The sequence below is a fragment of the Phenylobacterium sp. genome (assembly GCF_019636135.1).
GTDB lineage: Bacteria > Pseudomonadota > Alphaproteobacteria > Caulobacterales > Caulobacteraceae > Phenylobacterium.
The window spans coordinates 20673-43132 of record NZ_JAHBYD010000014.1 but is presented as its reverse complement, the minus strand read 5'-3'; the positions used below and the strand labels follow the sequence as shown (position 1 = coordinate 43132).

The following is a 22460-nucleotide window of genomic DNA, read 5'->3' as shown; positions in this document are numbered from 1 at the left end:
CGGCCTTCCGTCAGTTCGGGTTCGATGGCGTCGACGCCAGGGCGTCGTCGTGCGCGGGCCTGGCGTGCGCGACGAGCGGCTCGCCGAACCTCTCCAGGAACGACGTGTCGACGTCGCCGGCCCGGAAGGCCGGGTGGATGGCGACGGCGTGCAGCAGGTCCAGATTGGTGGCGACGCCTTGGATGCGGCAGGCCTCCAGCGCGCGCGCCATCGCCTCGGTCGCCTCCAGCCGTGTCGGCGCGGACACGATCAGCTTCGCCAACAGGGAATCGTAGAAGGGCGTCACCTCGTCCCCGGCCGTCACACCCGTGTCCACGCGTGCGCCGCTGGAGGGGAACGTGACGCGGGACAGGCGGCCGGGTGAGGGGAAGTACTTCTTGCGCGGGTTCTCGGCGCAGATCCGCGCCTCCAGGGCATGGCCGTTCAGCGCCAGCTCCGACTGCCGGCGGGGCAACGGCTGGCCGGCCGCGATCCGGAGCTGCCACTCCACCAGGTCGACGCCGAGCACGGCTTCGGTGACGGGGTGCTCGACCTGCAGGCGGGTGTTCATCTCCATGAACCAGAAGCGGTCCGCCCGCAGGCCTTCGGAGACGTCGGCGATGAACTCGACCGTGCCGGCGCCGCGGTAGGCGATGCGACGGGCGACGGCGACGGCCGCCTGGGTCACCGCCTCGCGCATCTCCGGCGAAAGTCCGGGGGCGGGGCATTCCTCGAACACCTTCTGGTGGCGTCGCTGGATCGAGCAGTCGCGCTCGAAGAGATGCACGACCTCGCCGGCGCCGTCGCCGAACACCTGCACTTCGATGTGCCGCGGGCGCGTCAGGAACTTCTCCACCAGGACGCGGTCGTCGCCGAAGGCCGCCAGCGCCTCGCGCCGCGCGCCGGCCAGCGCCGCCATGAACAGGTCCGCGGCGTCGGCGCGCCGCATGCCGCGGCCGCCGCCGCCGGCGATCGCCTTGATCAGCACCGGGAATCCCACGGCCTCGGCCGCGGCCAGCAGAGCCGCATCGGACTCTGCGGGTTCGCCCTCGCCCAGCACGGGGACGCCGGCGTCGCGGGCGATGCGCTTGCCGGCGTCCTTCAGCGCCATCTGGCGGATCGTCTCGGGGCGCGGCCCGATGAAGGTGAGGCCGGCCGCCTCGCAGGCCTGGGCGAAGTCGGCGTTCTCGGAGAGGAAGCCGTAGCCGGGATGGACCGCGTCGGCGCCGGCCGCGATCGCCGCGCCCACCACGCGCTCGATGGAGAGGTAGCTTTCCCGCGGCGGAGGCTCGCCGATGCGGATCGCCTCGTCGGCGGCCTGGACGTGCTGGGCCCGGGCGTCGGCGTCGGAATAGATGGCCGCCGTGGCGATGCCCATCCTGCGGCAGGTGCGGATGACGCGGCAGGCGATCTCGCCGCGGTTGGCGATCAGGACCTTGCGGAAGAGCGGCCGCGCCATCCCCTCAACGCTCGAGGATCGCGACGATCTGGCCCTCGGCGACCGACTGGCCCTCTTCGACATCGATCGCCGCGACGACGCCGGCGCATGGCGCCGCGACCGGGATCTCCATCTTCATGGACTCGAAGATCATCAGGGTGTCGTCGACCTCGACCTTGTCGCCGACGGCGACTTCGACCTTCCAGACATTGGCGGCCAGTTCGGACCTGACGACTTGTTGAGCCACGTGCGACGATCCCTGTGCCTGCTCGCTCGCCGATCAACGAGATCGAGTCACATTTCCATAGAAGTATCGGATGGGCCGGTGACCGTCCGGAGCGCCTGCGCGCGGAATGGTGCGCGCCGGTCGCCTGGCCACACCGTCATGTCGCGCCACCCCTTCGGTCAGGTCGGGATCAGTCGAAAATGCCGACGGGCGCCATCCTGGCTCCGGAGTTGTCGGGCCCTTCCTCTCGCCAGCCGTTGTAGGTGTTCTCGCCCAGCAACTGGGCGAACCGCGGCTCGTTGGAGTAGCGGTTGAAGACCTCGGGATAGCGGTCGTCGCCCTTGCGTTCCTGGGGCAGCATGTGCTGGCGGCACATGTAGGTGGCCAGGTTCATGCGCACGCCCGGCAGCTCGCGCCGCCAGCCGCCGTGCCAGGTGTTGCCGTGCCAGATGACCGCGTCGCCCGGCTTGAGGTCCAGGGTCACGGCGCCGGGCGGGCACTGCCAGTCCAGCGCGTCGATCTCTTCCTCGGACAGGTTCTGCGAGATGACCTCGGCCATCGTGCGGTCGCCGACCATCCAGTTCTCGTGCGCCGTCGGCTGCCGTTCCGCGAGGTGGCTGCGCGGCACGATCGCCAGCGCGCCGGCCTCGCGGCTGTACGGCGTCAGCGCGTAGTTGCAGTTGGCGACCATCGAGGTCTTCGACATCAGGCCGGTCGCCGAGCCGTCGGCGTGGAAGGCCAGCGGCAGGCCGCCGGGGCCCCTGAAGTGGCTGCCCATCGACGAGAGGACGCAGCTCTCGCCCAGGAGGTAGGTCATGAGCGCCAGCGGCCGCGGCTCCATCAGGATCTCCTGGAAGACCGGGTCTTCGAAGAGCAGGTAGTGCTGATAGGCCATGCCGGCGAAGTCGTCCGACGTCGCGGTCTGCGGGTCGATCGGCCGGCCAAGCTTGCTCTCGACGCGGCGAAGGATGGCCGCCTTGGCGCGGTCGATGCGGTCCTGCGACAGCACCCCCGGCACGACCGTGTAGCCCACCGACAGCAACTCGAGCAGGTTCTCGTTCAGCCCGAGCTCGGCGATGTTGTCCATGATGCGCTGGAAGGCCGCCTCGTCGCTTCTTCCAAGTCGGCGGGAGACCACCGAGAGCGGAGTCCGCTGCCTGGTCGCCGGTCGGGTGAGGGTCTCAGACATCGGTCTCTCCGAGCAGAATTACGAGTATGTCCGAGAATTATGTCACTCGGTCTCACTCGATGTCGAGTCTCAAAATCGTCTCGGGTCCGCCGGGCTTCGGGTCCGGGCCTGCCCGGTTACTTCGCGGTCGGGCGCGGCCTGCGCGCGGCCTTGGCCGGCTTGGCGGGCGGGATGGTCTCGCGGCGAAGCGTCTGGGCCAGGTCGATGACCTGGACGACGTTGTGGGCCACATCCTTGTCGCGGCCGCCGCGGATCGTCATCCGCGCGACGTCGGCGTTGCCGCCGACCAGCATGGCGGCGATGGCGTGCGCGAAGACGTCGCTGTCGGGATCTGTCCCCGCCTCGACGGCGAGGGCGTCGGCCAGGACGTCCTGGTAGCGCTGGTTCAGGCGCAACTGGTAGGCGTAGAGGCGATCGTCGGGGCCGATGAAGTCCAGCCACTTGCGCAGCGCATTGGTCTTGCTGGCGTATTTCGACGTCTCTTCGATGTAGCCGCGCCAGTAGTCGAGGACGCCGCCCTGCCGCCCCTCGAGCCCGCGAACGAAGTCGTCGAACAGGCGGTTGCGGTGCGCGAACGCGATGTCTTCCTTCGTCTTGAAGTAGCGCAGCACCGTCTGCTTGTGGATGTCGGCCACCTCGGCGATCTGCTCGAGGGTGGTCGCGTCGAAGCCCTGGGCGTCGAACAGCTCTGAAGCGGCCTTCTCGATGGCCTGGGCCGTCCTGACCTTCTTCCGCTCGCGCAGAGGCAGCTTCATTCCCGAACCCATGCCCACCGACCTTCGCTCAGACGTCACATAGCGAGAGTCGGTGGCGCGGCTAAATCCGTTCGGGCGGACCTGGCCAACGCCGCGCGGCGCGCCGGGGGGAGGGGCGCGCCGCGGGCGGCTACGCCTCAGTTGCCGAAGGCGTAGCGGACTTCCAGGCCGTAGGTGCGAGGCTCACCGTAGATGACGGTGCCGGTGCCCAGCGAGTGGAGCTGCGTGATGGCCGTCAGCTTGTAGTTCGCATCGGTCAGGTTGTTGACGAAGGCGCCGGCGCTCCAGGTCGTGCCGCGGATGTTCTTCCAGTCGGCGCGAAGGTTGATCCGGCTGAAGCCGCCCTGCGAGAGCGCGCCCAGCACGCCCGGCCCGTACTGCTCCAGGTTCCGCGCCCCCGCGTCGCTGAAGTAGCGGCGCGACTGGGCGTAGAGCGTGCCCTGGACGGACGCCTGGCCCTGGTCGTCGGCGAGGGGCAGGGCGTACTTCACCGTCACGCTGCCCTGGTGCTTGGAGATGTTCGGGAACGGGTTGTTCGACAGGTCGATCAGGCAGAGCGACGCCGTCGACGGCGGGATGCAGCGCGCGTTGCCGGGCGTGATGAGCGCCAGCGGGTCGGCGCCGACCCAGTCGGTGAACTTCGCGTCGGCGTAGGCGTAGGTTCCCGAGACGCTCCAGTCGCCGAACACCACCTGGCCCTGGAACTCGGCGCCCTTGATGACGGCGGCCGAGGCGTTCACGACGTAGGTGGTGGTCACGCCGGCCACGGCCGCGTTGAACGTGCGCTGGATGTTGGAATACTCGGTCCGATAGAGCGCCGCGTTCAGGCGCGCGCGGGCGTCGGCGACGTGGAAGTCCCACTTCGCGCCGAGCTCGTAGTCGCGGACCGTCTCGGGATCGTACTCGGGCTTGAAGTTGGGCAGGCCCGCCGAGTTCAGCACGAGGTTGAGGCCGCCCGGGCGGTAGCCCTTGCGGGTGGCGCCGTACACCAGCAGATCCGGCGTCACCTGGCCGTCGAGCGAGAGCGTGGTGTTCACGCCGTCGCTCTTCGTGAACGACCGGTTGCGCGCGGCCCCGGGCACGTAGCGGCCCGAGGGCAGTTCGGTCACCACGGGGCGGGTGAACAGCTCCGCCTTGTCCCAGGACTTGCGGTACCCGTAGGTGAAGTGCAGCGCCTCGATGAACGGCGCGACGAACGAGACGTCCGCCGTGCCCTGGGCGTAGACCGCGCGCTGCGTGGTCTGGCCCCCGTCCGAGAACGGGAAGGACGGGTTGTAGCCGAGCGTGGCGAGGCCGATGCCGGAGTTGGTGCGGCTGATGTTCCGGACGCCCTCCAGGTTATGGGGGTTCGGGTTCTTCTGGTAGTAGCCGCCCATGCTCCAGACGAGCAGGCCGTCCTTGACCGAGCCGCGGAGCTGCGTCTCGTTGGTGTAGACCTTCTGATAGGGCCCGACGCCCACCAGCCCGATGTTGCCCTGCTGCTGCGCCGCCACCGAGAAGGCGTAGGCGGTGAGCTGTCCGACAGAGACGGACGACTGTATCAGGCCGCCCATGCCGTCGGTGTCCCAGCCCGTGGCGCCGCGGGCCGCCTGGTAGCTGAAGATGTTCCGCAGGCTGACGGTGGTGAAGTCGAAGAGCGTGCCGAAGTCGATGGCGCTCTGGTTGACGAACGTCCACTTGCGCAGCAGCTCGGCCTGCTCGAGCGACGTGTCGCCGGGCGTGCTGCGGACCGCGTCGTGGCCGCCGTTGCGGATCCGCTCGTACTCGGCGATCAGCGCCGGCTTGAGGGTCGCCGCGATCCGCAGCCGCTGGTCGATGCAGGCATTGAGGTTCGGCGACAGGCCGGCCGCGACGGCCTGGGCGCAGGGGGCGCCGAAGCGCTGCGTGCCGATGGTGAGGCCGTTCGGCGCATCGATGGACGCCGGCAGGTTCAGGAGCGCCACGTTCGGATTGATGGCCGCGAGCGTGACCCCGGACGCCGCCTGGTCGACGTCGTAGTAGTCGAGCACCGAATAGCTGGTGAAGCGGTCGTTGAACGCCTTGAAGTTGACGCTGAAGCGGGCCTCCTGCGAGTTGCTGCTGGAGAGGCGGCCGATGTCGGGGAAGGTTTTGACGTAGCCGTCCAGGTGGTCCTTATGCACCGCCAGGCGCACGGCCAGCATGTCGGGGATCACCGGGACGTTCACGATGCCGGTGGCGCGGAACAGGTCCAGGTTGCCGTAGGCCGCTTCGACGCTGCCGTAGAACCGGTCGAACTCGGGCTTGGCCGGTTCGACGAGGACGGCGCCGGCGGTGTTGGCGCGGCCGAACAGCGTGCCCTGCGGGCCGTTCAGCACCTGGACGGACGCGATGTCGTAGAACGGCGCGGCGCTTTCGGTCGGCCCGCCGGGCACTTCGGCGAAGTAGGTCTGGGTGCCGTTCGCCAGTCCGCGCACGCTGAAGGCGCCCGACAGGCGGCCGAACGTCGTGGTCATCTGGACGGACGGTGCGGCGAACATCACGTCGGTGGTGCTGACGATGCCGCGTTCCTTGACGGCCTCGCCGCTGATGGCGGTGACGGCCACGGGAACCTCCTGCAGGTTCTCCGCGACCCGTCGGGCGGTCACCACGACCTCGTCGAGCTGCGCCTCGCCGCGCGCCTGCGCGTTCGACGCCGCCTCCTGGGCGCCGGCCGCGGACGCGATGGCCGCCAGAGCCACCCCACAAAACAAGGACGCATGGCTGCGCGACTGCCGAATTGGCATGCTGGTCACCCTCCCTCTCCGGCGGCTCGGCCGCTTCTGTGATCTAGTCACAAATTCACTAGCGGCCGCATGCGTGTCAATAAGGAAACTCAGAACAAAATGACACTTAGGTGCATATCTTGGCCCGGGGCGCAGCGTTGTGGCGAACACGCCGCGAAAACGCCCGTTCCGCCGGCGGCGCGGTGGCCGGTCCGGCGCCGCCCTGCCGGCCTATTCGAAGTTGGTCCGGCCGCCCGACGTCATGCCGCCGTCGACGACGAGGTCGTGGCAATTGATGTAGGCGCCCTCGTCCGAAGCCAGGAACAGGGCCGCGGTCGCGATGTCGTGCGGCAGGCCCGAACGACGCAGCGGGGTCGCCTTCGCCAGGTTGTCCGTCAGCTTCCGAAGCTTCGCGTCGGCGTGGGCCGCGTCCAGTTCGGCCGCCGCCTTCGACCCGCCGAAGAAGATCGGCGTGGCGATCGCGCCCGGCGAGATGCAGTTCACGGTGACGCCGTACGCGCCGAGCTCCAGCCCCGCCATCTCGGTGGCGCGCTTCACCCCCGCCTTGGCGACGGAATAGAGATAGCCGCCCATGTGGCCGCGTAGCGCGGCGACCGACGAGTTGTTGATGATCGCGCCGCGGCCCTGGGCCTTCATGATCGGCGCGGCGTGGCGGATCCCGAACAGCACGCTGCCCAGCAACAGGTCCATGGCGTGGCGGTAGTCGTCCCAGGTGATGGTGTCCGCCCGGCCGGCGGAGGGGCCGCCCGCGTTGCTGAACAGGCAGTCGAGGCGGCCGAAAGCGTCGACCGTGGCCTCGATCGCCGCCTTGATGTCGGCTTCGCGCGAGACGTCGGTCTGGACGAAGCGGGCGTTCGCGCCCAGGCGCTCGACCATCTGGGCGCCCTTGCCGCCGTTGCGGCCGGCGATCGCCACCTTGCAGCCCTCCGCCAGGAAGAGCTCGACGGTGGCCTCCCCGATCCCGCTCGTGCCACCCGTGATCAGGGCGACTTTCCCATCGAGGCGTCCCGGCATCTTCCTGCTCCTTGCTGGCGCGCCGGGAAGGTCCCCGGGCGCGCATGAATGTTGGGTCCCGAAACGACAGGCCGACGGCTTCAGCCGCCGCCCGCCGCGTCGCGCCCGGCCAGTTGGCTGGCGATGGCGGCGTGCTTCTCGCGGGTCAGGTCGTAGCGGAACATGATCGACAGCCCGGCGAGCAGGATCACCAGCAGCACGGGCCCGTACACGATTCCGAGGTGGGTCACGATCTCGGGCGACGGCGGCGACGTGTCGGGCGGCCGCGGGAAGCGGATGATGTCCAGCAGCACGCCGGCGATCGCGCCGCCCAGGCCGATCGACGCCTTGCTCGAGAAGGCGATGGCGCCGAAGAACAGGCCCTCGGCGCGGGTGTTGTGGCGCAGGTCGTACTCGTCGGCCACGTCGGCCAGCATGGCGGCCGAGAACACGCCGGAGTTGGCGCCCAGCAGCCCGAAGCCGAGGTTGCCCAGCACCGCGCCCATCAGCGCCGGGGTCTGGCCGTCACCCGGCAGCACGCCCGCCAGGTTCAGCACGATCGGCAGGGTCATCGCCACGCAGGACGAGCCGACGCAGAAGCAGTAGGCCCACTTCTTGTCGAGCCGCGCGGCCAGCGGCCGGCCGAAGGGCAGGCCGGCGATGAAGCCGAAGATCTGGGCGTAGAAGGCGAACTGGCTCTGCTGGGGCGTCAGGCCCCAGAAGTAGGTGTTCATATGCACGGCCAGGACGTTCTGGGTGCCCGAGAACAGATACATGATCAGCAGGGCGACGAAGTAGCGACGGAAGTTCTTGAGCCGTAGCGCCTGGATGAACGAGGTCAGGATGTCGGCCGGCGCGTGCGCCGACGGACCGCTGGGCGCACGCGCCGCGCCCAGCACGCGGCGCTGCGTGCCCAGCGCCGAGGCCAGCACGAAGATCGCCACGCACACGCCGCAGAAGATCGAGAACCCCAGATAGGCGTCCGGATTGAGCTGGCCGTTGGGGCGCCCGGCCGAGGGCGTGAAGAACAGGCCGAAGGCGCCGGCGAGGCACACGATCCGGCCCACCTGGGTGAACAGCATGCGGTAGGTGCTCAGCGACAGGCGTTCATTGAAGTCGCGGCTGAGTTCGGCGCTGAGCGCCATGTGCGGCACATAGTAGAGGCTCATCGAGACGCGCGCGCACAGGCTGAAGAACAGCAGCCAGGCGAAGAGCGCGCCCTGCGAGCCTCCGACGGGCGGCGAGAACAGCAACCAGATGCTGATCCCCAGCGGCAGCGGGGCGGTGTAGAGGAACGGATGGCGACGCCCGATCCGCGTGCGCACGCGGTCCGACCACGCGCCGATCGCCGGGTCGGTGACGCCGTCGATCACAAGGGCGAGAAGCAGCGCCAGGCCGCACAGGGCGCCCGACATCCCCACCACCTGGACGTAGTAGAAGAGCAGAAAGGTCTGCAGGGCGGTGTTCTTGACGCCCTCGCCGCCCTCGCCGAAGCCGTACAGGATGCGTTCGCGGAGGCGGAGCGGAGCGGCGGCGGCCACGAGGCCGTCGCGTGACGTGGTCACAGATCCCGCTGATGGGTCAGTAGACCTGATACTCACGCCCATTTCCAACTGTGTCGATTTTGTTTCGCAGTATCATGTTTGCGTGCGCGCGCAGGTCAAGGCGCATTCGTCGCCCGCGGCGTTCGCTGGCCGCCGCCGCGTCAGGCGGGCTGTGCGGTCGGCGGCGCGGGAGGGATGGTGGCTCTGTGGCCCTGCACGACCCGCACGAGGTCTTCGCGCCCGAGGCCGGTGACGGCCTTCGGCCTATAGGGACGCTCGAGCGTATCGATCTCTTCGCGGCTCAGCGGCAAGTCGAGCGCGGCCAGCGCATCCTGCAGGTGCCCGGGCTTGTTCGCCCCGATCACGGGAGCCGTCACCGCCGGGTTGGTCATCATCCAGGCCAGCGCGACCGCCGCCGGCGTGGCCCCGCGCGCCTGGGCCACCGAAGCCAGGGCCTCGGCCACGTCGAAGTCAGCGTCGCCGTAGGCGCCGCGCCCGACGGTCTGATTGTGCAGGTCCCGAGCCGAGCCGGCCCGTCCGTCGCGGGTGTAGCGGCCCGTCAGGAACCCGCCGGCGAGGGGGCCCCAGGGAATGACGCCGACGCCCTCGTCGAGGCAGAGCGGCAGCATCTCGCGCTCCTCCTCGCGGTGGATCAGGCTGTACTGCGGCTGCATCGAGACGAACCGCGCCCAGCCGTTGCGGCGCGAGGCGTGGATCATCTTGCTGAACTGCCAGGCCCGCATCGACGAGGCGCCGATGTAGCGGACCTTGCCGGCGCGCACGACGTCGTTCAACGCCTCGAGCGTCTCCTCGATCGGGGTGTCGTAGTCGAACCGGTGGATCTGGTAGAGGTCGATGTAGTCCGTGCCCAGGTTGCGCAGGGAGCGGTCCACCGCCTTCATGATGTGCTTGCGTGACAGGCCGCCTTCGCCCGGCGCATGGGTCTGGGGGAAGAAGACCTTCGAGGCGATGACGATCTCGTCCCGCGGGACCATCTCCCCCAGCACGCGGCCGACGACCTGCTCCCCGACGCCGAGCGAATACATGTCGGCCGTGTCGAAGAAGGTGACGCCGGCCTCGACGGCCGCCTTCAGGACGGGGCGGCTGGCGGCCTCGTCGAGGATCCAGGGCATCCAGTCCGGCGATCCGAACCCCAGGCAGCCCAGGCAGACGCGCGAGACGGTGAGGCCGGTCGCGCCGAGCTTGACGTAGTCCATTCCCGCTCCGCTGCGCCGACCCCGATAATGTGGGATCGAAGTGGGAATGCTACTGAGTGTCAAGTGTTTCGCATGCGCATTGAGGGTCGGCGCCACATCCCGGCATTCGCCGGGATGAGCGGAAGTCATTGAATTCCCTCAGAGGGTATTGCGCGCGGACCCTAGTCGAGCTTCAGTTGCGTGGCGACATCGGCCCAGGAGACGAACTTGAAGTTCTGGTTCTCGGAGGGGCTGACGTTGTAGCCGTCCTGCGTCACCAGCAGGCCGCGCGGGAAGCCCGGGAGGGGCGCGCTCACCACGTCGAGGCCGTCGGTCTCGGACACGCCGTCGATCCCGCTGGCCGGGTCGGGCGCGATCGCGAACGAGCCGCGGTAGCGGTTGCGGCCGCCGCGGTCGAACACGGCGTAGGTGTTGTCGCCCTGGCTCGACACGACGATGTAGCCGCGGCCGCCCTTGCCCGCCCAGAGGCCGACGCCCTCGAAGTCGGCCTTCCACATCGGGTTGTCCTTGATGGCGGCGACCAGGCGGCGCCTGTCGCCGGCGTTCGGCGCGGCGCCGAAGCGCCAGAGGCCCACGTCCTCCTCGCCGATGTAGAGCGCGCCGGTCTCGTCGTCGGCGACGCAGCCTTCCACCTGGCTGTTCAGGGCGAACGAACGGACCACCTCGGCGCGGACCTTCCCGGCCGGCGTCGCCACGAGCCGCCACTGGCGCACCAGCCCGGTGGGATCGTTCACGAACACATAGGTCTCGCCGCCCTTGCGGTCGCGGTACATGCACAGGCCGTAGGGGTCCGAGAGGTCGGACTCCTGGACGCCGTCGGCGACGTCGGCGAGCTGGCGGGTCTCCGGGTCGAGCGTCAGGATGGCGATGGCCTTGTTCGTCCGGTCGCTGGCCGTCACCAGCACCACCTCGCGGCCGCCCAGCCTGAAGCCCGCGCGCAGGTCGACGTTGTTCATCCGGCCGTTGGCCAGGAACTGCAGCGGCTTGCCCGCGAGGTCGTAGACGTAGAGCCCGCCCTTCTTGTCCGTGCCGATCACGGCGCTGAGGGCCGGGTCCTTCGGGTTCACCCAGATCGCCGGGTCGTCGGCGGCGTCTCCCGCGCGGGCCACGGGCGCGGTCTCCACCCTGGCCACGACGGTGGGCGTCCCCTCGGGGAACGGCAGGTCGTGCGTCGGCGCCACCTCGGCCGCGCCGGCCGCCCCGCTCAGGATCATGGCGGCGGCCGCGGCCGCGAGGGTCGGGAAACGGGCGGGCGTCATCGGGGTGTCATCTCCCTATGCAATTGCCGCCCGACTGTCGTTCGAGCGTCGCCTTGAAACTAGTCGGCCATCCGGTCCTTGCAAGAGAAATTCCATTTCACTTGAAACTTGGAATTTTTGTTCGTATCGTGGCCATGCTGGCGTTCGATAGACTCGCATTTTGTCTGCGGCGGGGACGCCAAGGGGGAGACGACGATGAAGGTTGAGGCCGCGACGCTTCGCAGGGCTTGCCTGCTTGGAACCAGCGCCCTGGCGCTGAGCGTGGGGATCGGCGTGGGCGCCGCCCAGGCGCAGGCCCGGGCCACGCCGTCCGACGTGGAGGAGATCGTCGTCACCGGCCAGCGGGCCGCCGACAAGAAGGCGCTGGACACCAAGCTCAACTCCGACGCCCTGGTCGAGAGCCTGTTCGCCGACGACGTCGGCAAGCTGCCCGACCAGAACGTCGCCGAGGCGGTGAAGCGGCTGCCGGGCATCTCGGTGGCGAACGACCAGGGCGAGGGCCGCTACGTCATCATCCGCGGCGTCAGTCCCGACCTGGCGAACGTGACGCTGAACGGCCAGACCGCCGCGGCCCCCGAGCCCGGCAGCCGTCAGGTCAAGCTGGACGACATCCCCTCGTCCCTGATCGGCAACGTCGAGGTGGTGAAGAGCCTGACGCCGGACCGCGACGCCAACGCCATCGCCGGCCAGGTGGACATCAACACCCTGACCGCCTTCGACCGCAACCGCACCTTCGCCAACGCGCGCGTCGCCTACGGCCAGTACAACATCAACGACAAGCACCCGCGGTCCGGCGACGTCACGGCCGGCACGGTCTTCGGGCCCGACAGGCAGTTCGGCGTCGTGCTGTCGGCCAGCTACGACAAGCGCCCGATCGAATCGCAGAACACCCAGGGGGCGTCGAACTACCGCACGATCGGCGGCTTCAGCGGCGTGCCGGACGACTTCCGGATCCGCGACTACAACCTGGTGCGCAAGCGCGAAGGCTATGTCGCCAACTTCGACTGGCGGCCCACCGACGACGCCACGCTGTTCCTGCGCAACACCTACTCGAAGTTCGGCGACAACGAGAGCCGCGACCAGGTCCGCTACGAGATCCCCACGGCGATCACGAACCAGACGGCGACGTCGGGCACGTTCAACACCCGCGCCTCGCGGCTGATCCGCCGCCGGATCGAGGACGACCACACCTATTCGATCTCCGGCGGCGGCGACTTCAAGCTGTGGGACGGCGACCTGAAGGCGGTGGCCACCTACACCCGCGCGGTGAAGGAGGACCCGCTGCGCAGCGAGTTCAACTTCCGCACCGCCAACAACGCCTTCTCGGCGAGCTACGACCTCTCGGGCGATCCGTTCATCGTGACCCCGGCGGCGGCGGCGTTCGATCCCACGCGGTACGTGGCCAACACGGTCAACTACGACCAGCGCAAGGCGCAGGAGGACCTCTACCAGGTCGCGGTCGACTACAAGCATCCGATCGCGTTCGGCGACGACGGCAGCTACGTGAAGTTCGGCGCCAAGTACCTGAAGCGCGACAAGACCAACCGGCGCGACTTCCAGCAGTACAGCCTGTCCGGCTTCACCCTGGCCGAGGCCTCCTACCTCGGCAAGGAGGCCACCTTCGACGGCCGCTACGTGTTCGGGCCGCGCATCGACTACGACCGCGCCCAGGCCTACGTCGTGGGCCACCCCGCCCAGGCGGTGTTCAACCTGGCGGGCTCACGCGTGAACTCGCTGGCGAACGACTACCGGGTCCACGAGAAGATCACCGCCGCCTATGTGATGGGGAGCTTCAAGACCGGCGCGCTGACGGTGATCCCCGGCGTCCGCCTCGAGCACACCTCGGAGGACTTCGCGGCCAAGACGATCACCGCGGCCTCTCCGCTGGACATGGACTTCAACACCTTCGACAGCCGTTCCTACACCGACATCTTCCCGGGCGTGAACGTCCGCTACGACATCACGCCCACGTTCGTCGCCCGCGCGGCGGCGACCACGGCGATCGGGCGGCCCAACTACGCCGACCTGCCGCCGTTCATCTCGGTGGACGCGGCCGGCAACTCGGTCTCGCGCGGCAACCCCGACCTGAAGCCGCTCAAGTCGGTGAACCTGGACGCGTCGCTGGAATATTATCTGCCGACCCAGGGCGTGCTCTCCGTGGGCGTCTTCTACAAGACCATCGACAACCCGATCTATTCCGAGGCCGTGACGCAGTCGGGGACGTTCGGCGGGATCGCGCTCACGAACGCCCTGGTCACCACGCCCCGCAACGCCGACAAGGCGGTGGTGAAGGGCATCGAGTTCAACGCCCAGAGCTACTTCACCTTCCTGCCCGGCTGGATGAGCGGCTTCGGCGCGGCGGCCAACCTCACCTTCGTCGACTCCGAGGAATCCGGCCTCGCCGGCCGCCCCGACAAGATCCGCTTCACGCTCCAGTCCAAGCGCGTCGGCTCGCTGCAGCTCTTCTACGAGAAGTACGGCCTGCAGGCGCGCGTGGCCTACTCGTACCGCTCGCCCTACCTCGACCTGGTGGGGACCGATCCCACGACCGACCAGTTCACCGACAAGAACGGGTCCTGGGACGTCCACGTGAGCTACGAGGTGAACGAGCGCTTCGAGGTGTTCGCCGAGGGGACCAACCTCAACGACGAGCCCTGGCGGCGCTACATCGGCAGCAAGAACCAACTCGTCGAGATCGAACGCTACGACTGGTCCGCGAAGGTCGGCTTCCAGTTCAAGTACTAGAGGGGCGGAGCCGATGACACGACGGGTCCTGATCGCGCCGATCGCGGCGCTCGCCCTGCTCGGCGGGCCGGCTGGCGCGGCCCCCGCTGCGGGGCCGCCGCTGAAGCTCGAGCGGGTGGTCATGCTGATGCGCCACAGCGTGCGGCCGCCGACCAAGGCGGCCGTCACCCCGCCGGGGTGGGCGGCCCAGCCCTGGGGCGCCTGGACGACGCCGTTCGGCGAGCTCACCCCCCACGGCGCCGCCGGCGCCCGGCTGATGGGGCAATACGACCGCGTCGCCTTCGGCGCCCGGGGGCTGCTGCCGGCGCAGGGTTGCCCGGCGCCCGGGGACGTCGCCGTCTGGGCCAGCGGCAAGAGCCGCGCGATCGAGACGGCGCAGAACTACGCCGAGGGCATGTTCCCCGGCTGCGACGTGGCCGTCGATCACCCCGCCGACGAGAACAACGACCCGGTCTTCCACCCGCTCGATTCCGGCGCGGCCATCGACGGCGCGCGGGCGATGGCCGCAGCGCAGGCCCGGCTCCCGCGGGGCGGCCTGAAGGCGGTGCAGGCGAAGCACGCGGCGGACTTCGCCGTGCTGCAGCGCATCCTCGGCAAGCCCGAGGCCTGCGCCGTCCCGAGCTGCCGGCTCGCCGACGTCCCGTCGGCGCTGGAGCCGCAGGCGCACGACGGCCCCGATCTGGGCGGCGCCCTCGGCGTGGCCTCCACGGCGGGCCAGTCGATCATGCTGGAGTACGTCGAAGGCAAGCCGATGGAGCAGGTCGGCTGGGGCCGGGCCGCCAAGGCCGACCTGACCAGGCTGCTGCGCTTCCACTCGACCAAGTTCTACTACGAGGCGCGCACGCCCTACGTCGCCGAGCGGGCGGCCGCGCCGATCGCGCAACGCATCCTGGCGGCGCTCGGCGGCGAGGCGGGCGCGGGGCGGCTCACGCTCCTGGTGGGCCACGACACCAACATCGCGCAGTTGGGCGGCATGCTCGACCTGCACTGGCGGATCGCCGAATACCCGGCCGACGATCCGCCGCCGGGCGGCGCGCTGGGCTTCGAGCTGCTCTCCGACGCCGGCGGCCGGTCGTTCGTGCGCGCCTTCTACCAGGCCCAGTCGATGGACCAGCTCCGCAACCTGGCGCCGCTGACCGCGGACGCCCCGCCGGCGCACGCCTACCTGCCCATCCCGGGCTGTACGACCTCGGCCTCGGACCCGTGCCCGCTCGCCCGGTTCCAGGCCATCGTCCAGCGCAAGCTGGACCACCCCGCGCCCTGAGCAACCCCGAAATACACGAAAGAGCACCGCGCCTTTCCCACGAGCCTTCGCGCCAGCGGAGGCTCAGTCATTTCGAACCACAGAAGGACACAGAAAACACAGAAGTCGGCGGCGGCCCCTTCTGTGATCTTCTGTGTTTTCTGTGGCTTATCGAATCGGAAGTCGCCGCTTCGCGGCCTCTCCGAACAGGCCCGCCTTTTGTGTATTTCGTGGTTCAAAAGAGCACGCGCGCCGCGCAGCTCCGCTGCTACAGCAGGCTGACGGGTTTGCCCGAGGCCAGCGACCGGGCGGCGGCTTCGGCCAGGGCGAGGGCCGCGACGCCGTCGGCGTAGCCGATCTCGGGTTCCGCCCGGCCGTCCAGGATATCGGCGAAGTGGGCCATCTCGGCGCGATAGGCGGCGGCATAGCGGTCGAGGAAGAAGTTCTGGAAGCGGTCGGCCTGGCTGCCGGCCTCGGTCCAGACCCGCACCGTGCTCTCGACGACGTTGTCGGCGCGGATCATGCCCGACGCGCCGTAGGCCTCCAGCCGCTGGTCGTAGCCGAAGCCCGAGCGGCGGCTGTTGGCGATGACGCAGAGCCGGCCCGACGCGGTCTTCAGGACACAGCGTGCGGTGTCGATGTCGCCGGCCTCGCCGATGGCGGGATCGACCAGGCAGCTCCCCCAGGCGAACACCTCGACCGGCTCCTCGCCCAGGATCCAGCGGGCCATGTCGAAGTCGTGGATCGCCATGTCCTTGAAGAGGCCGCCCGAGACCTTCACGTAGGCGACCGGCGGCGGCGAGGGGTCGTTGGAGGTGATCTGCAGGCTCTCGATCCCGCCCACGCGGCCGGCGTCCAGCGCCGCCTTCAGCGCCCGGAAGTTGGGATCGAACCGGCGGTTGAAGCCCAGGAACAGGCGCGCGCCCTCCAGGCTGGCGGCCGCCGCGCGGGCGCGGTCCAGGTCCATGTCGATGGGCTTCTCGCAGAACACCGCCTTGCCGGCCCGATGCGCGCGGACGCTGTAGTCGAGGTGGGTGTCGGTGGCGCTGGCCACGATGACGCCGGCCACCGTTGGGTCGGCCAGCACCGCGTCGAGGTCGGCGACCGTCCCGCCCAGGTCGTGGGCCGCGGCCCGGGCGTTCTCCGCCAGCGGGTCGACGACGTGGCTCAGCGCCAGGCCGGGATGGGCGGCGACGTTGGCGCCGTGGATGCGGCCGATGCGGCCCGCGCCGATGAGAGCGATCTTGTGCATCGGAAGCTCCTAGAGGCGCACCGGCGCGCCGGCCCTGGCCGACTCGGCCGCCGCTTCGGCCAGCTCCAGCGACCGCAGGCTGGCGTCGTAGCCGGTCTCGGGCGCCGCCGTGCCGGCGAGGATGTCGGCGAAGTGGGCCATTTCGCCCGCATAGGCCTCGGCGTAGCGGGCCATGAAGCCGGGGTGCAGGGCCGCGCCGCGGGCGCCGTCCTCCCGCCAGACCTGCACCGTGTCCTGCACGAGGTCGCCGGCGACCGCCATGCCCTTCGAGCCGAACGCCTCGATCCGCTGGTCGTAGCCGCAGCCGGACCGCCGCGTGTTGGAGATCACGCAGAGGCGGCCCCTGGCGTCCTTCAGCATCACGCGGGCGGTGTCGACGTCGCCGACCTCGGCGATGGCCGGGTCCACGAGGCAGCTCGCCCAGGCGAAGATCTCGGTGGGCGCGTCGGGCATCAGCCAGCCGGCCATGTCGAAGTCGTGGATGGTGAAGTCCTTGAAGAGGCCGCCGCTGGTGGGCAGGAAGTGGGCGGGCGGCGCGGCGGGGTCGTGGTTGACGATCTGCAGCGTCTCCAGCTCGCCGACCTCGCCGCCGTCCAGCTTCGCCTTCAGCGCCCGGAAATGCGGGTCGAAGCGGCGGTTGAAGGCGACGAACAGCGGCGCCGCGGGCCGGGCCAGGACGCTCTCGAACGCCCTCAGCCGCCGCGCGTCCAGGTCCAGCGGCTTCTCGCAGAAGACCGCCTTGCCGGCGTCCAGCGCCGCCAGCGCGTGGTCGAGGTGGGCGTCGGTGGAGCTGGCCACGATCACGCCCTCCACCGACGGGTCGGCCAGCACGTCCTCCAGCCGCGCGGGCCGCGCGCCGACACCGGCGGCGACCTCGGCCACGTCGGGACGCGGATCAACCACGAAGGCCAGGTCGAGGGCGGGATGGGCCGCGGCGTTCCTGAGGTGGACGGAGCCCATCCGTCCGGCGCCGATCTGGGCGATTCTGTGCATGGGGCCTCCCTCGCCGCCGTTCTATGGAACAAAATTTCCGTTCACAAGAGAAATGGAACGAAGCGCGCGGCGCGTTGCGGTTCGGGGCGGAACAGATATTCTAGATCAGGAATATCCGATCCGAGGCCGCATGACCGACGCGCAGATCCCGCCCACCACGGCCGAAGAGCTGCGCGCCGCGATCCTGGCGCGCTACGACGGCCTCTCGAAGCGGTTGCAGCAGATCGCCCGCTACGTGCTGGACGAGCCCAACGAGCTGGCGCTGGAGACCCTGGCGGTGATCGCCGAGCGCAGCGGCGTGCAGCCGTCGGCCATCGTGCGCTTCGCCAAGAGCTTCGGCTTCGACGGCGCCAGCCAGATGCAGCGGCTGTTCCGCGACGGCCTGCTCTCGGGCCACGCGGCCCTGGGCTATTCCGAGCGGGTCCGCAACTTCAGCCGCGCGGTCGACAACAGCGCCGCCTCGGGCGGGGCCGAACTGCTCTCGGAGTTCGTGGAGGGCAACACGATCGCCCTCCAGAACCTGCCGCAGACGGTCAGCGACGCCGACCTCACCGCCGCGGTGAGGCTGGTCGAGGCGTGCGACACGGTGTTCGTGGTGGGCGTGCGCCGCGCGTTCCCGATCGCCGCCTACCTCGCCTATTCGCTGCAGCAGGCGGGCAAGCGCACGACCTTCGTGGATGGCGTCGCGGGCCTGGCGCGCCAGCAGGTGGGCATGATCCGGCCCGAGGACCTGCTGATCGCCGTCAGCTATCAGCCCTATGCGGAGGAGACGGTCCACGCGGTGGAGGCCGCCGCCACGCGCGGCGCGCCGGTGCTGTCGATCAGCGACAGCCTGGTCAGCCCGATCGCGAAGCCGGCGACGGTGACCCTGCAGGTCCGCGAGTCGGAGATCCGCGCCTTCCGCTCGCTCTCGGCCTCCATGTGCCTGGCCCAGGCGCTGGTGATCGGCTTCGCCTTCGAGGCCTCGCGCAAGGAGGACGCGAAGAACAGGCGGAAGCGTTGAAACATCCGTTCCGAGTATGAAATGAACATTGCAGACATGCCAATGTTGGAATACACGTTCCAAGACGCGTCGCGATGAGTGCGGCGGGGAGGGGCGTGTTGGACCGGGCAGCGGAAGACAAGTCGATCGATCTGCTCGCCATCGGCCGGTCCAGCATCGATCTCTACGGCGAGCAGGTCGGCGGCCGGCTCGAGGACATGGGGTCCTTCGCCAAGTACGTCGGCGGCAGCCCGACCAACACCGCCATCGGTGTCGCCCGCCTGGGCCTGAGGAGCGCGCTGCTGACCCGCGTCGGCGCCGACCACATGGGCCGTTTCATCCGCGAGCAGCTCGTCCGCGAGGGCGTCGACGTCACGAGCGTCATCTCCGACCCCGACCGCCTGACCGCGCTGGTCGTCCTGGGCATCCGCGACCGCGAGACCTTCCCGCTGATCTTCTACCGCGAGAACTGCCCCGACATGGCGATCGCCGCGGACGACGTGGACGAGGCCCAGGTGCGGGCCGCCCGCGCCGTGCTGGTGAACGGCACCCACCTGTCGCAGCCCGGCGTGTTCGCCGCCTCGATGAAGGCGGCCGAGCTGGCGAAGGCCTCGGGCGGCAAGGTCGTCTTCGACGTCGACTACCGGCCCGTGCTCTGGGGGCTGACCTCGCGGGACATGGGCGAGGACCGCTTCGTGGCGCACGATGCGGTCACGGCGATCCTGCAGCAGGTGCTGCCGCTGTGCGACCTCGTGGTCGGCACGGAGGAGGAGATCCACATCCTGGGCGGTACGACCGACACCGTCGCGGCGCTCAGGGCCGTGCGCGAGCGGACCGGCGCGCTCCTGGTCTGCAAGCGCGGGCCGCAGGGCTGTTCGGCCTTCCCGGGCGCGATCCCGGACAGCCTGGACGACGGCGTCGTCGGGCTGGGCTTCGAGGTCGAGGTGTTCAACGTGCTGGGCGCCGGCGACGCGTTCATGAGCGGCTTCCTGCGTGGCTGGCTGCGCGACCTGCCGCTCCCGCGCTGCTGCGAGCTGGCCAACGCCGCGGGCGCCATCGTGGTCTCGCGCCACGGCTGCGCGCCGGCCATGCCGACCTGGCCCGAGATGGAGGCGTTCCTGGCCCGCCGCGACCGCCCGTTCCGCCTGCGCGAGGACGCCGGGCTGGAGCACATCCACTGGGCCACCACGCGGACGGGGACCTACGACGAGCTCGCCGTCCTCGCCATCGACCACCGGGTGCAGCTCGAGGAGCTGGCCGTCGAGGTGGGCGCCGATCCGGCCCGCCTGCCGGCGTTCAAGACCCTGGCGCTGGAGGCGCTGCATCAGGTGGCGGGCGGCGACCCGCGCTTCGGCATCCTGCTCGACGGCCGCTACGGCTTCGATGCGCTGGCCGCCGCCGCCGACCATCCCTACTGGATCGGCCGCTGCATCGAGGTCCCGCGTTCGAACCCCGTGGCGTTCGAATGCTCGGACGACGTGGCGACGGAACTGGCGACCTGGCCTCTGAACCATGTGGTCAAGGTGCTGGTCTTCTACCACCCGGACGATCCGGCCGACCTGCGCGAGCGCCAGGAGCGGCAGGTGCTCCGGCTGTTCGACGCCTGCCGCAAGACCCGCCACGAGCTGTTGCTGGAGATCATCGCCCCGCCGGACACGGCGTGCGACGCGGCCACCATCGCCCGCGCCGTCGACCGGTTCTACGATCTGGGCGTGAAGCCCGACTGGTGGAAGCTGGAGCCCCTCGACGATCCCGCCGCCTGGCGCAACATCGAGGCGGTGATCGCCGCGCGCGACCCCTGGTGCCGCGGCGTGGTGCTGCTCGGCCTGTCGCAGCCGCTGGACACCCTGGTGGCTGCGTTCGAGGCGACGGCGAAGGCGCCGGTCGTGAAGGGCTTCGCGGTGGGGCGGACCATCTTCTACGAGCCGGCCCGCGCCTGGCTGGCGGGCGAGATCGACGACGCTGCGGCCGTGCGCCGGCTGGCCGAGACCCTGTCGTTCCTGTGGGACGCCTGGCGCCGCGCCCGCGCCGGGGTGGGACGCGCCGCATGAGCACACTGCGCCTCACCGCGGCCCAGGCGACCGTCCGCTGGATGACGCGCCAGTTCGTCGAGGTCGACGCCGCCGAGGTCCCGTTCTTCGCGGGCGTCTGGGCCATCTTCGGCCACGGCAACGTCGCGGGGCTCGGCGAGGCGCTGGAGGGCCTGCGCGACACCCTGCCGACCTGGCGCGCGCACAACGAGCAGGCGATGGCCCACGCCGCCATCGCCTACGCCAGGCAGATGCGCCGCCGCCGCGCGATGGCCTGCACCACCTCCATCGGGCCGGGGGCGACCAACATGGTGACCGCCGCGGCGCTGGCGCACGTGAACCGCCTGCCGGTGCTGTTCCTGCCGGGCGACGTCTACGCCTCGCGCCGGCCCGATCCGGTGCTCCAGCAGGTCGAGGACTTCGGCGACGGCGCGGTGAGCGCCAACGACTGCTTCCGCCCGGTCTCGCGCTACTTCGACCGCATCACCCGGCCCGAGCAGCTCCTGGCGGCCCTGCCGCGGGCGATGGCGGTGATGACCGACCCGGCCGACTGCGGGCCGGCGACGCTCGCCTTCTGCCAGGACGTGCAGGCCGAGGCGTTCGACTGGCCGAAGGCCTTCTTCGCCCGGCGCGTCTGGCGCATCCGCCGCCCCGGTCCCGACGTGCGCGAGCTGGACGACCTGGCCGCGGCCCTGAAGGCGGCCGAGCGGCCGCTGATCGTGGCGGGCGGCGGGGTGCTCTACGCCGGCGCCGAGGGACGCCTCGCGCGCCTGGCGCAGACGCTGGGCGTGCCGGTGGCCGAGACACAAGGCGGCAAGGGCGCGCTCGCCTGGGACCATCCGATGAACCTGGGCTCCATCGGCGTCACCGGCTCCAGCGCCGCCAACGGTGCGGCCGCCGAGGCGGACCTGGTGGTCGGCGTCGGCACGCGGTTGCAGGACTTCACCACCGGCTCGCGCGCGCTGTTCGCGGCCAGGGACCGGCGGCTCATCCAGGTCAACGTCGGCGCCTTCGACGCCCACAAGCACGGCGCGGCCGCCGTCGTCGGCGACGCCGACGTGGTGCTGGAGGGCCTGGAGGCCCGGCTCAACGGCTGGCGCGCGCCGCAGGCCTGGCGCGCCCTCGCCCGCGACGCGGTCGTCGCCTGGACCGCCGCGGCGGACGCCGTCACCGCCACCCCGGCCGGCGATGCGCCGCCGTCCGACGCCCAGGTGATCGGCGCCGTCCAGCGCGCGGCGGGCCCCGACGCCGTGGTGGTCTGCGCCGCCGGCGGCCTGCCGGGCGAACTGCACAAACTCTGGCGCACGCAGCGGCCCGGCGGCTACCACGTCGAGTACGGCTATTCCTGCATGGGCTACGAGATCGCCGGCGGCCTGGGCGTGAAGATGGCCGCGCCGGATCGCGACGTCCATGTGATGGTCGGCGACGGCAGCTACCTGATGCTGAACTCCGAGATCGCGACCTCGGTGATGCTGGGCAAGAAGCTGACGATCACCGTCCTCGACAACCGCGGCTTCGGCTGCATCAACCGCCTCCAGCAGGCGACCGGCGGCGCGCCGTTCAACAACCTGCTGGCCGACGCCGCGCACGAGACCCTGCCCGGGATCGACTTCGCCGCCCATGCCGCCAGCCTGGGCGCGCGGGCCGAGAAGGTGGGCGGGATCGCCGAGCTGGAGGCCGCCCTGGCGCGCGCCCGCGAAAGCGACCGCACCAGCGTCGTCGTCATCGACACCGACCCGACGATCTCGACCGAGGCCGGCGGGGCGTGGTGGGACGTGGCGGTGCCCGAGGTGTCCAGCCGCCCGGCCGTCCGCGCCGCACGCGCCGCCTACGAAGCCGCCGTCAAAGACCAGCGCACCGGAGACTAGCGC

The 22460-nt window shown here is 70.3% G+C and carries 16 protein-coding genes; 5 read left to right on the top strand and 11 right to left on the bottom strand.

Annotated features, from left to right (window positions below):
• Window positions 1-10: 10 nt before the first annotated feature.
• The 9 genes from KF737_RS11455 to KF737_RS11415 form a co-directional block, all read right to left on the bottom strand.
• The gene (locus KF737_RS11455) at window positions 11-1438 is read right to left on the bottom strand and encodes a biotin carboxylase N-terminal domain-containing protein (protein ID WP_296454529.1); all 1428 of its coding nucleotides are present in this window, start codon (window positions 1436-1438) and stop codon (window positions 11-13) included.
• Window positions 1439-1442: 4 nt separating this feature from the next.
• Window positions 1443-1664: a biotin/lipoyl-binding carrier protein gene (locus KF737_RS11450; protein ID WP_296454527.1), complete on the bottom strand. Its 222-nt coding sequence runs from the start codon at window positions 1662-1664 to the stop codon at window positions 1443-1445.
• A gap of 169 nt (window positions 1665-1833) precedes the next feature.
• Window positions 1834-2832 carry a phytanoyl-CoA dioxygenase family protein gene (locus KF737_RS11445; protein ID WP_296454525.1) on the bottom strand — a complete coding sequence of 333 codons (999 nt, stop codon included), beginning with the start codon at window positions 2830-2832 and terminating at the stop codon, window positions 1834-1836.
• Window positions 2833-2948: 116 nt separating this feature from the next.
• Window positions 2949-3587 (bottom strand): TetR/AcrR family transcriptional regulator, encoded by a 639-nt coding sequence (locus KF737_RS11440; RefSeq protein WP_296454523.1) that lies wholly within the window; start codon window positions 3585-3587, stop codon window positions 2949-2951.
• A 137-nt stretch (window positions 3588-3724) separates the two neighbouring features.
• On the bottom strand, window positions 3725-6286 hold the full coding sequence (locus KF737_RS11435) for a TonB-dependent receptor (protein WP_296454521.1): 2562 nt from the start codon (window positions 6284-6286) through the stop codon (window positions 3725-3727).
• Window positions 6287-6541: 255 nt separating this feature from the next.
• A complete protein-coding gene (locus tag KF737_RS11430) occupies window positions 6542-7345 on the bottom strand; it encodes an SDR family NAD(P)-dependent oxidoreductase (protein ID WP_296454520.1) in 804 nt (267 codons plus the stop codon).
• A gap of 80 nt (window positions 7346-7425) precedes the next feature.
• Complete coding sequence (locus KF737_RS11425) at window positions 7426-8889, bottom strand: MFS transporter (RefSeq protein WP_296454518.1); 1464 nt, start codon at window positions 8887-8889, stop codon at window positions 7426-7428.
• A 140-nt stretch (window positions 8890-9029) separates the two neighbouring features.
• Window positions 9030-10085, bottom strand: coding sequence for an aldo/keto reductase (locus KF737_RS11420; protein ID WP_296454516.1), 1056 nt, complete (start codon window positions 10083-10085; stop codon window positions 9030-9032).
• Window positions 10086-10246: 161 nt separating this feature from the next.
• Complete coding sequence (locus KF737_RS11415; protein ID WP_296454514.1) at window positions 10247-11344, bottom strand: phytase; 1098 nt, start codon at window positions 11342-11344, stop codon at window positions 10247-10249.
• Window positions 11345-11539: 195 nt separating this feature from the next.
• On the opposite strand from KF737_RS11415, the gene KF737_RS11410 reads away from it, so the two are divergent.
• On the top strand, window positions 11540-14089 hold the full coding sequence (locus KF737_RS11410; protein WP_296454512.1) for a TonB-dependent receptor: 2550 nt from the start codon (window positions 11540-11542) through the stop codon (window positions 14087-14089).
• 13 nt (window positions 14090-14102) lie between these two features.
• Window positions 14103-15353 (top strand): histidine-type phosphatase, encoded by a 1251-nt coding sequence (locus KF737_RS11405; RefSeq protein ID WP_296454510.1) that lies wholly within the window; start codon window positions 14103-14105, stop codon window positions 15351-15353.
• Window positions 15354-15600: 247 nt separating this feature from the next.
• Here the strand turns inward: KF737_RS11405 and iolG are convergent, their stop codons facing one another.
• Together iolG and KF737_RS11395 are read right to left on the bottom strand one after the other, a co-directional pair.
• Window positions 15601-16584 (bottom strand): inositol 2-dehydrogenase, encoded by a 984-nt coding sequence (iolG, locus tag KF737_RS11400; protein ID WP_296454508.1) that lies wholly within the window; start codon window positions 16582-16584, stop codon window positions 15601-15603.
• A gap of 9 nt (window positions 16585-16593) precedes the next feature.
• Window positions 16594-17577 carry a Gfo/Idh/MocA family oxidoreductase gene (locus tag KF737_RS11395; RefSeq protein ID WP_296454506.1) on the bottom strand — a complete coding sequence of 328 codons (984 nt, stop codon included), beginning with the start codon at window positions 17575-17577 and terminating at the stop codon, window positions 16594-16596.
• 130 nt (window positions 17578-17707) lie between these two features.
• On the opposite strand from KF737_RS11395, the gene KF737_RS11390 reads away from it, so the two are divergent.
• The 3 genes from KF737_RS11390 (at window position 17708) to iolD (ending at window position 22457) form a co-directional block, all read left to right on the top strand.
• Window positions 17708-18580 (top strand): MurR/RpiR family transcriptional regulator, encoded by an 873-nt coding sequence (locus KF737_RS11390; RefSeq protein WP_296454503.1) that lies wholly within the window; start codon window positions 17708-17710, stop codon window positions 18578-18580.
• A 98-nt stretch (window positions 18581-18678) separates the two neighbouring features.
• Complete coding sequence (gene iolC, locus KF737_RS11385) at window positions 18679-20610, top strand: 5-dehydro-2-deoxygluconokinase (protein ID WP_296454501.1); 1932 nt, start codon at window positions 18679-18681, stop codon at window positions 20608-20610.
• Window positions 20607-22457, top strand: a complete 1851-nt coding sequence (gene iolD, locus KF737_RS11380; RefSeq protein WP_296454499.1) for a 3D-(3,5/4)-trihydroxycyclohexane-1,2-dione acylhydrolase (decyclizing) — start codon at window positions 20607-20609, stop codon at window positions 22455-22457. Before iolC ends, iolD begins: the two co-directional genes overlap by 4 nt.
• Window positions 22458-22460: the final 3 nt, after the last annotated feature.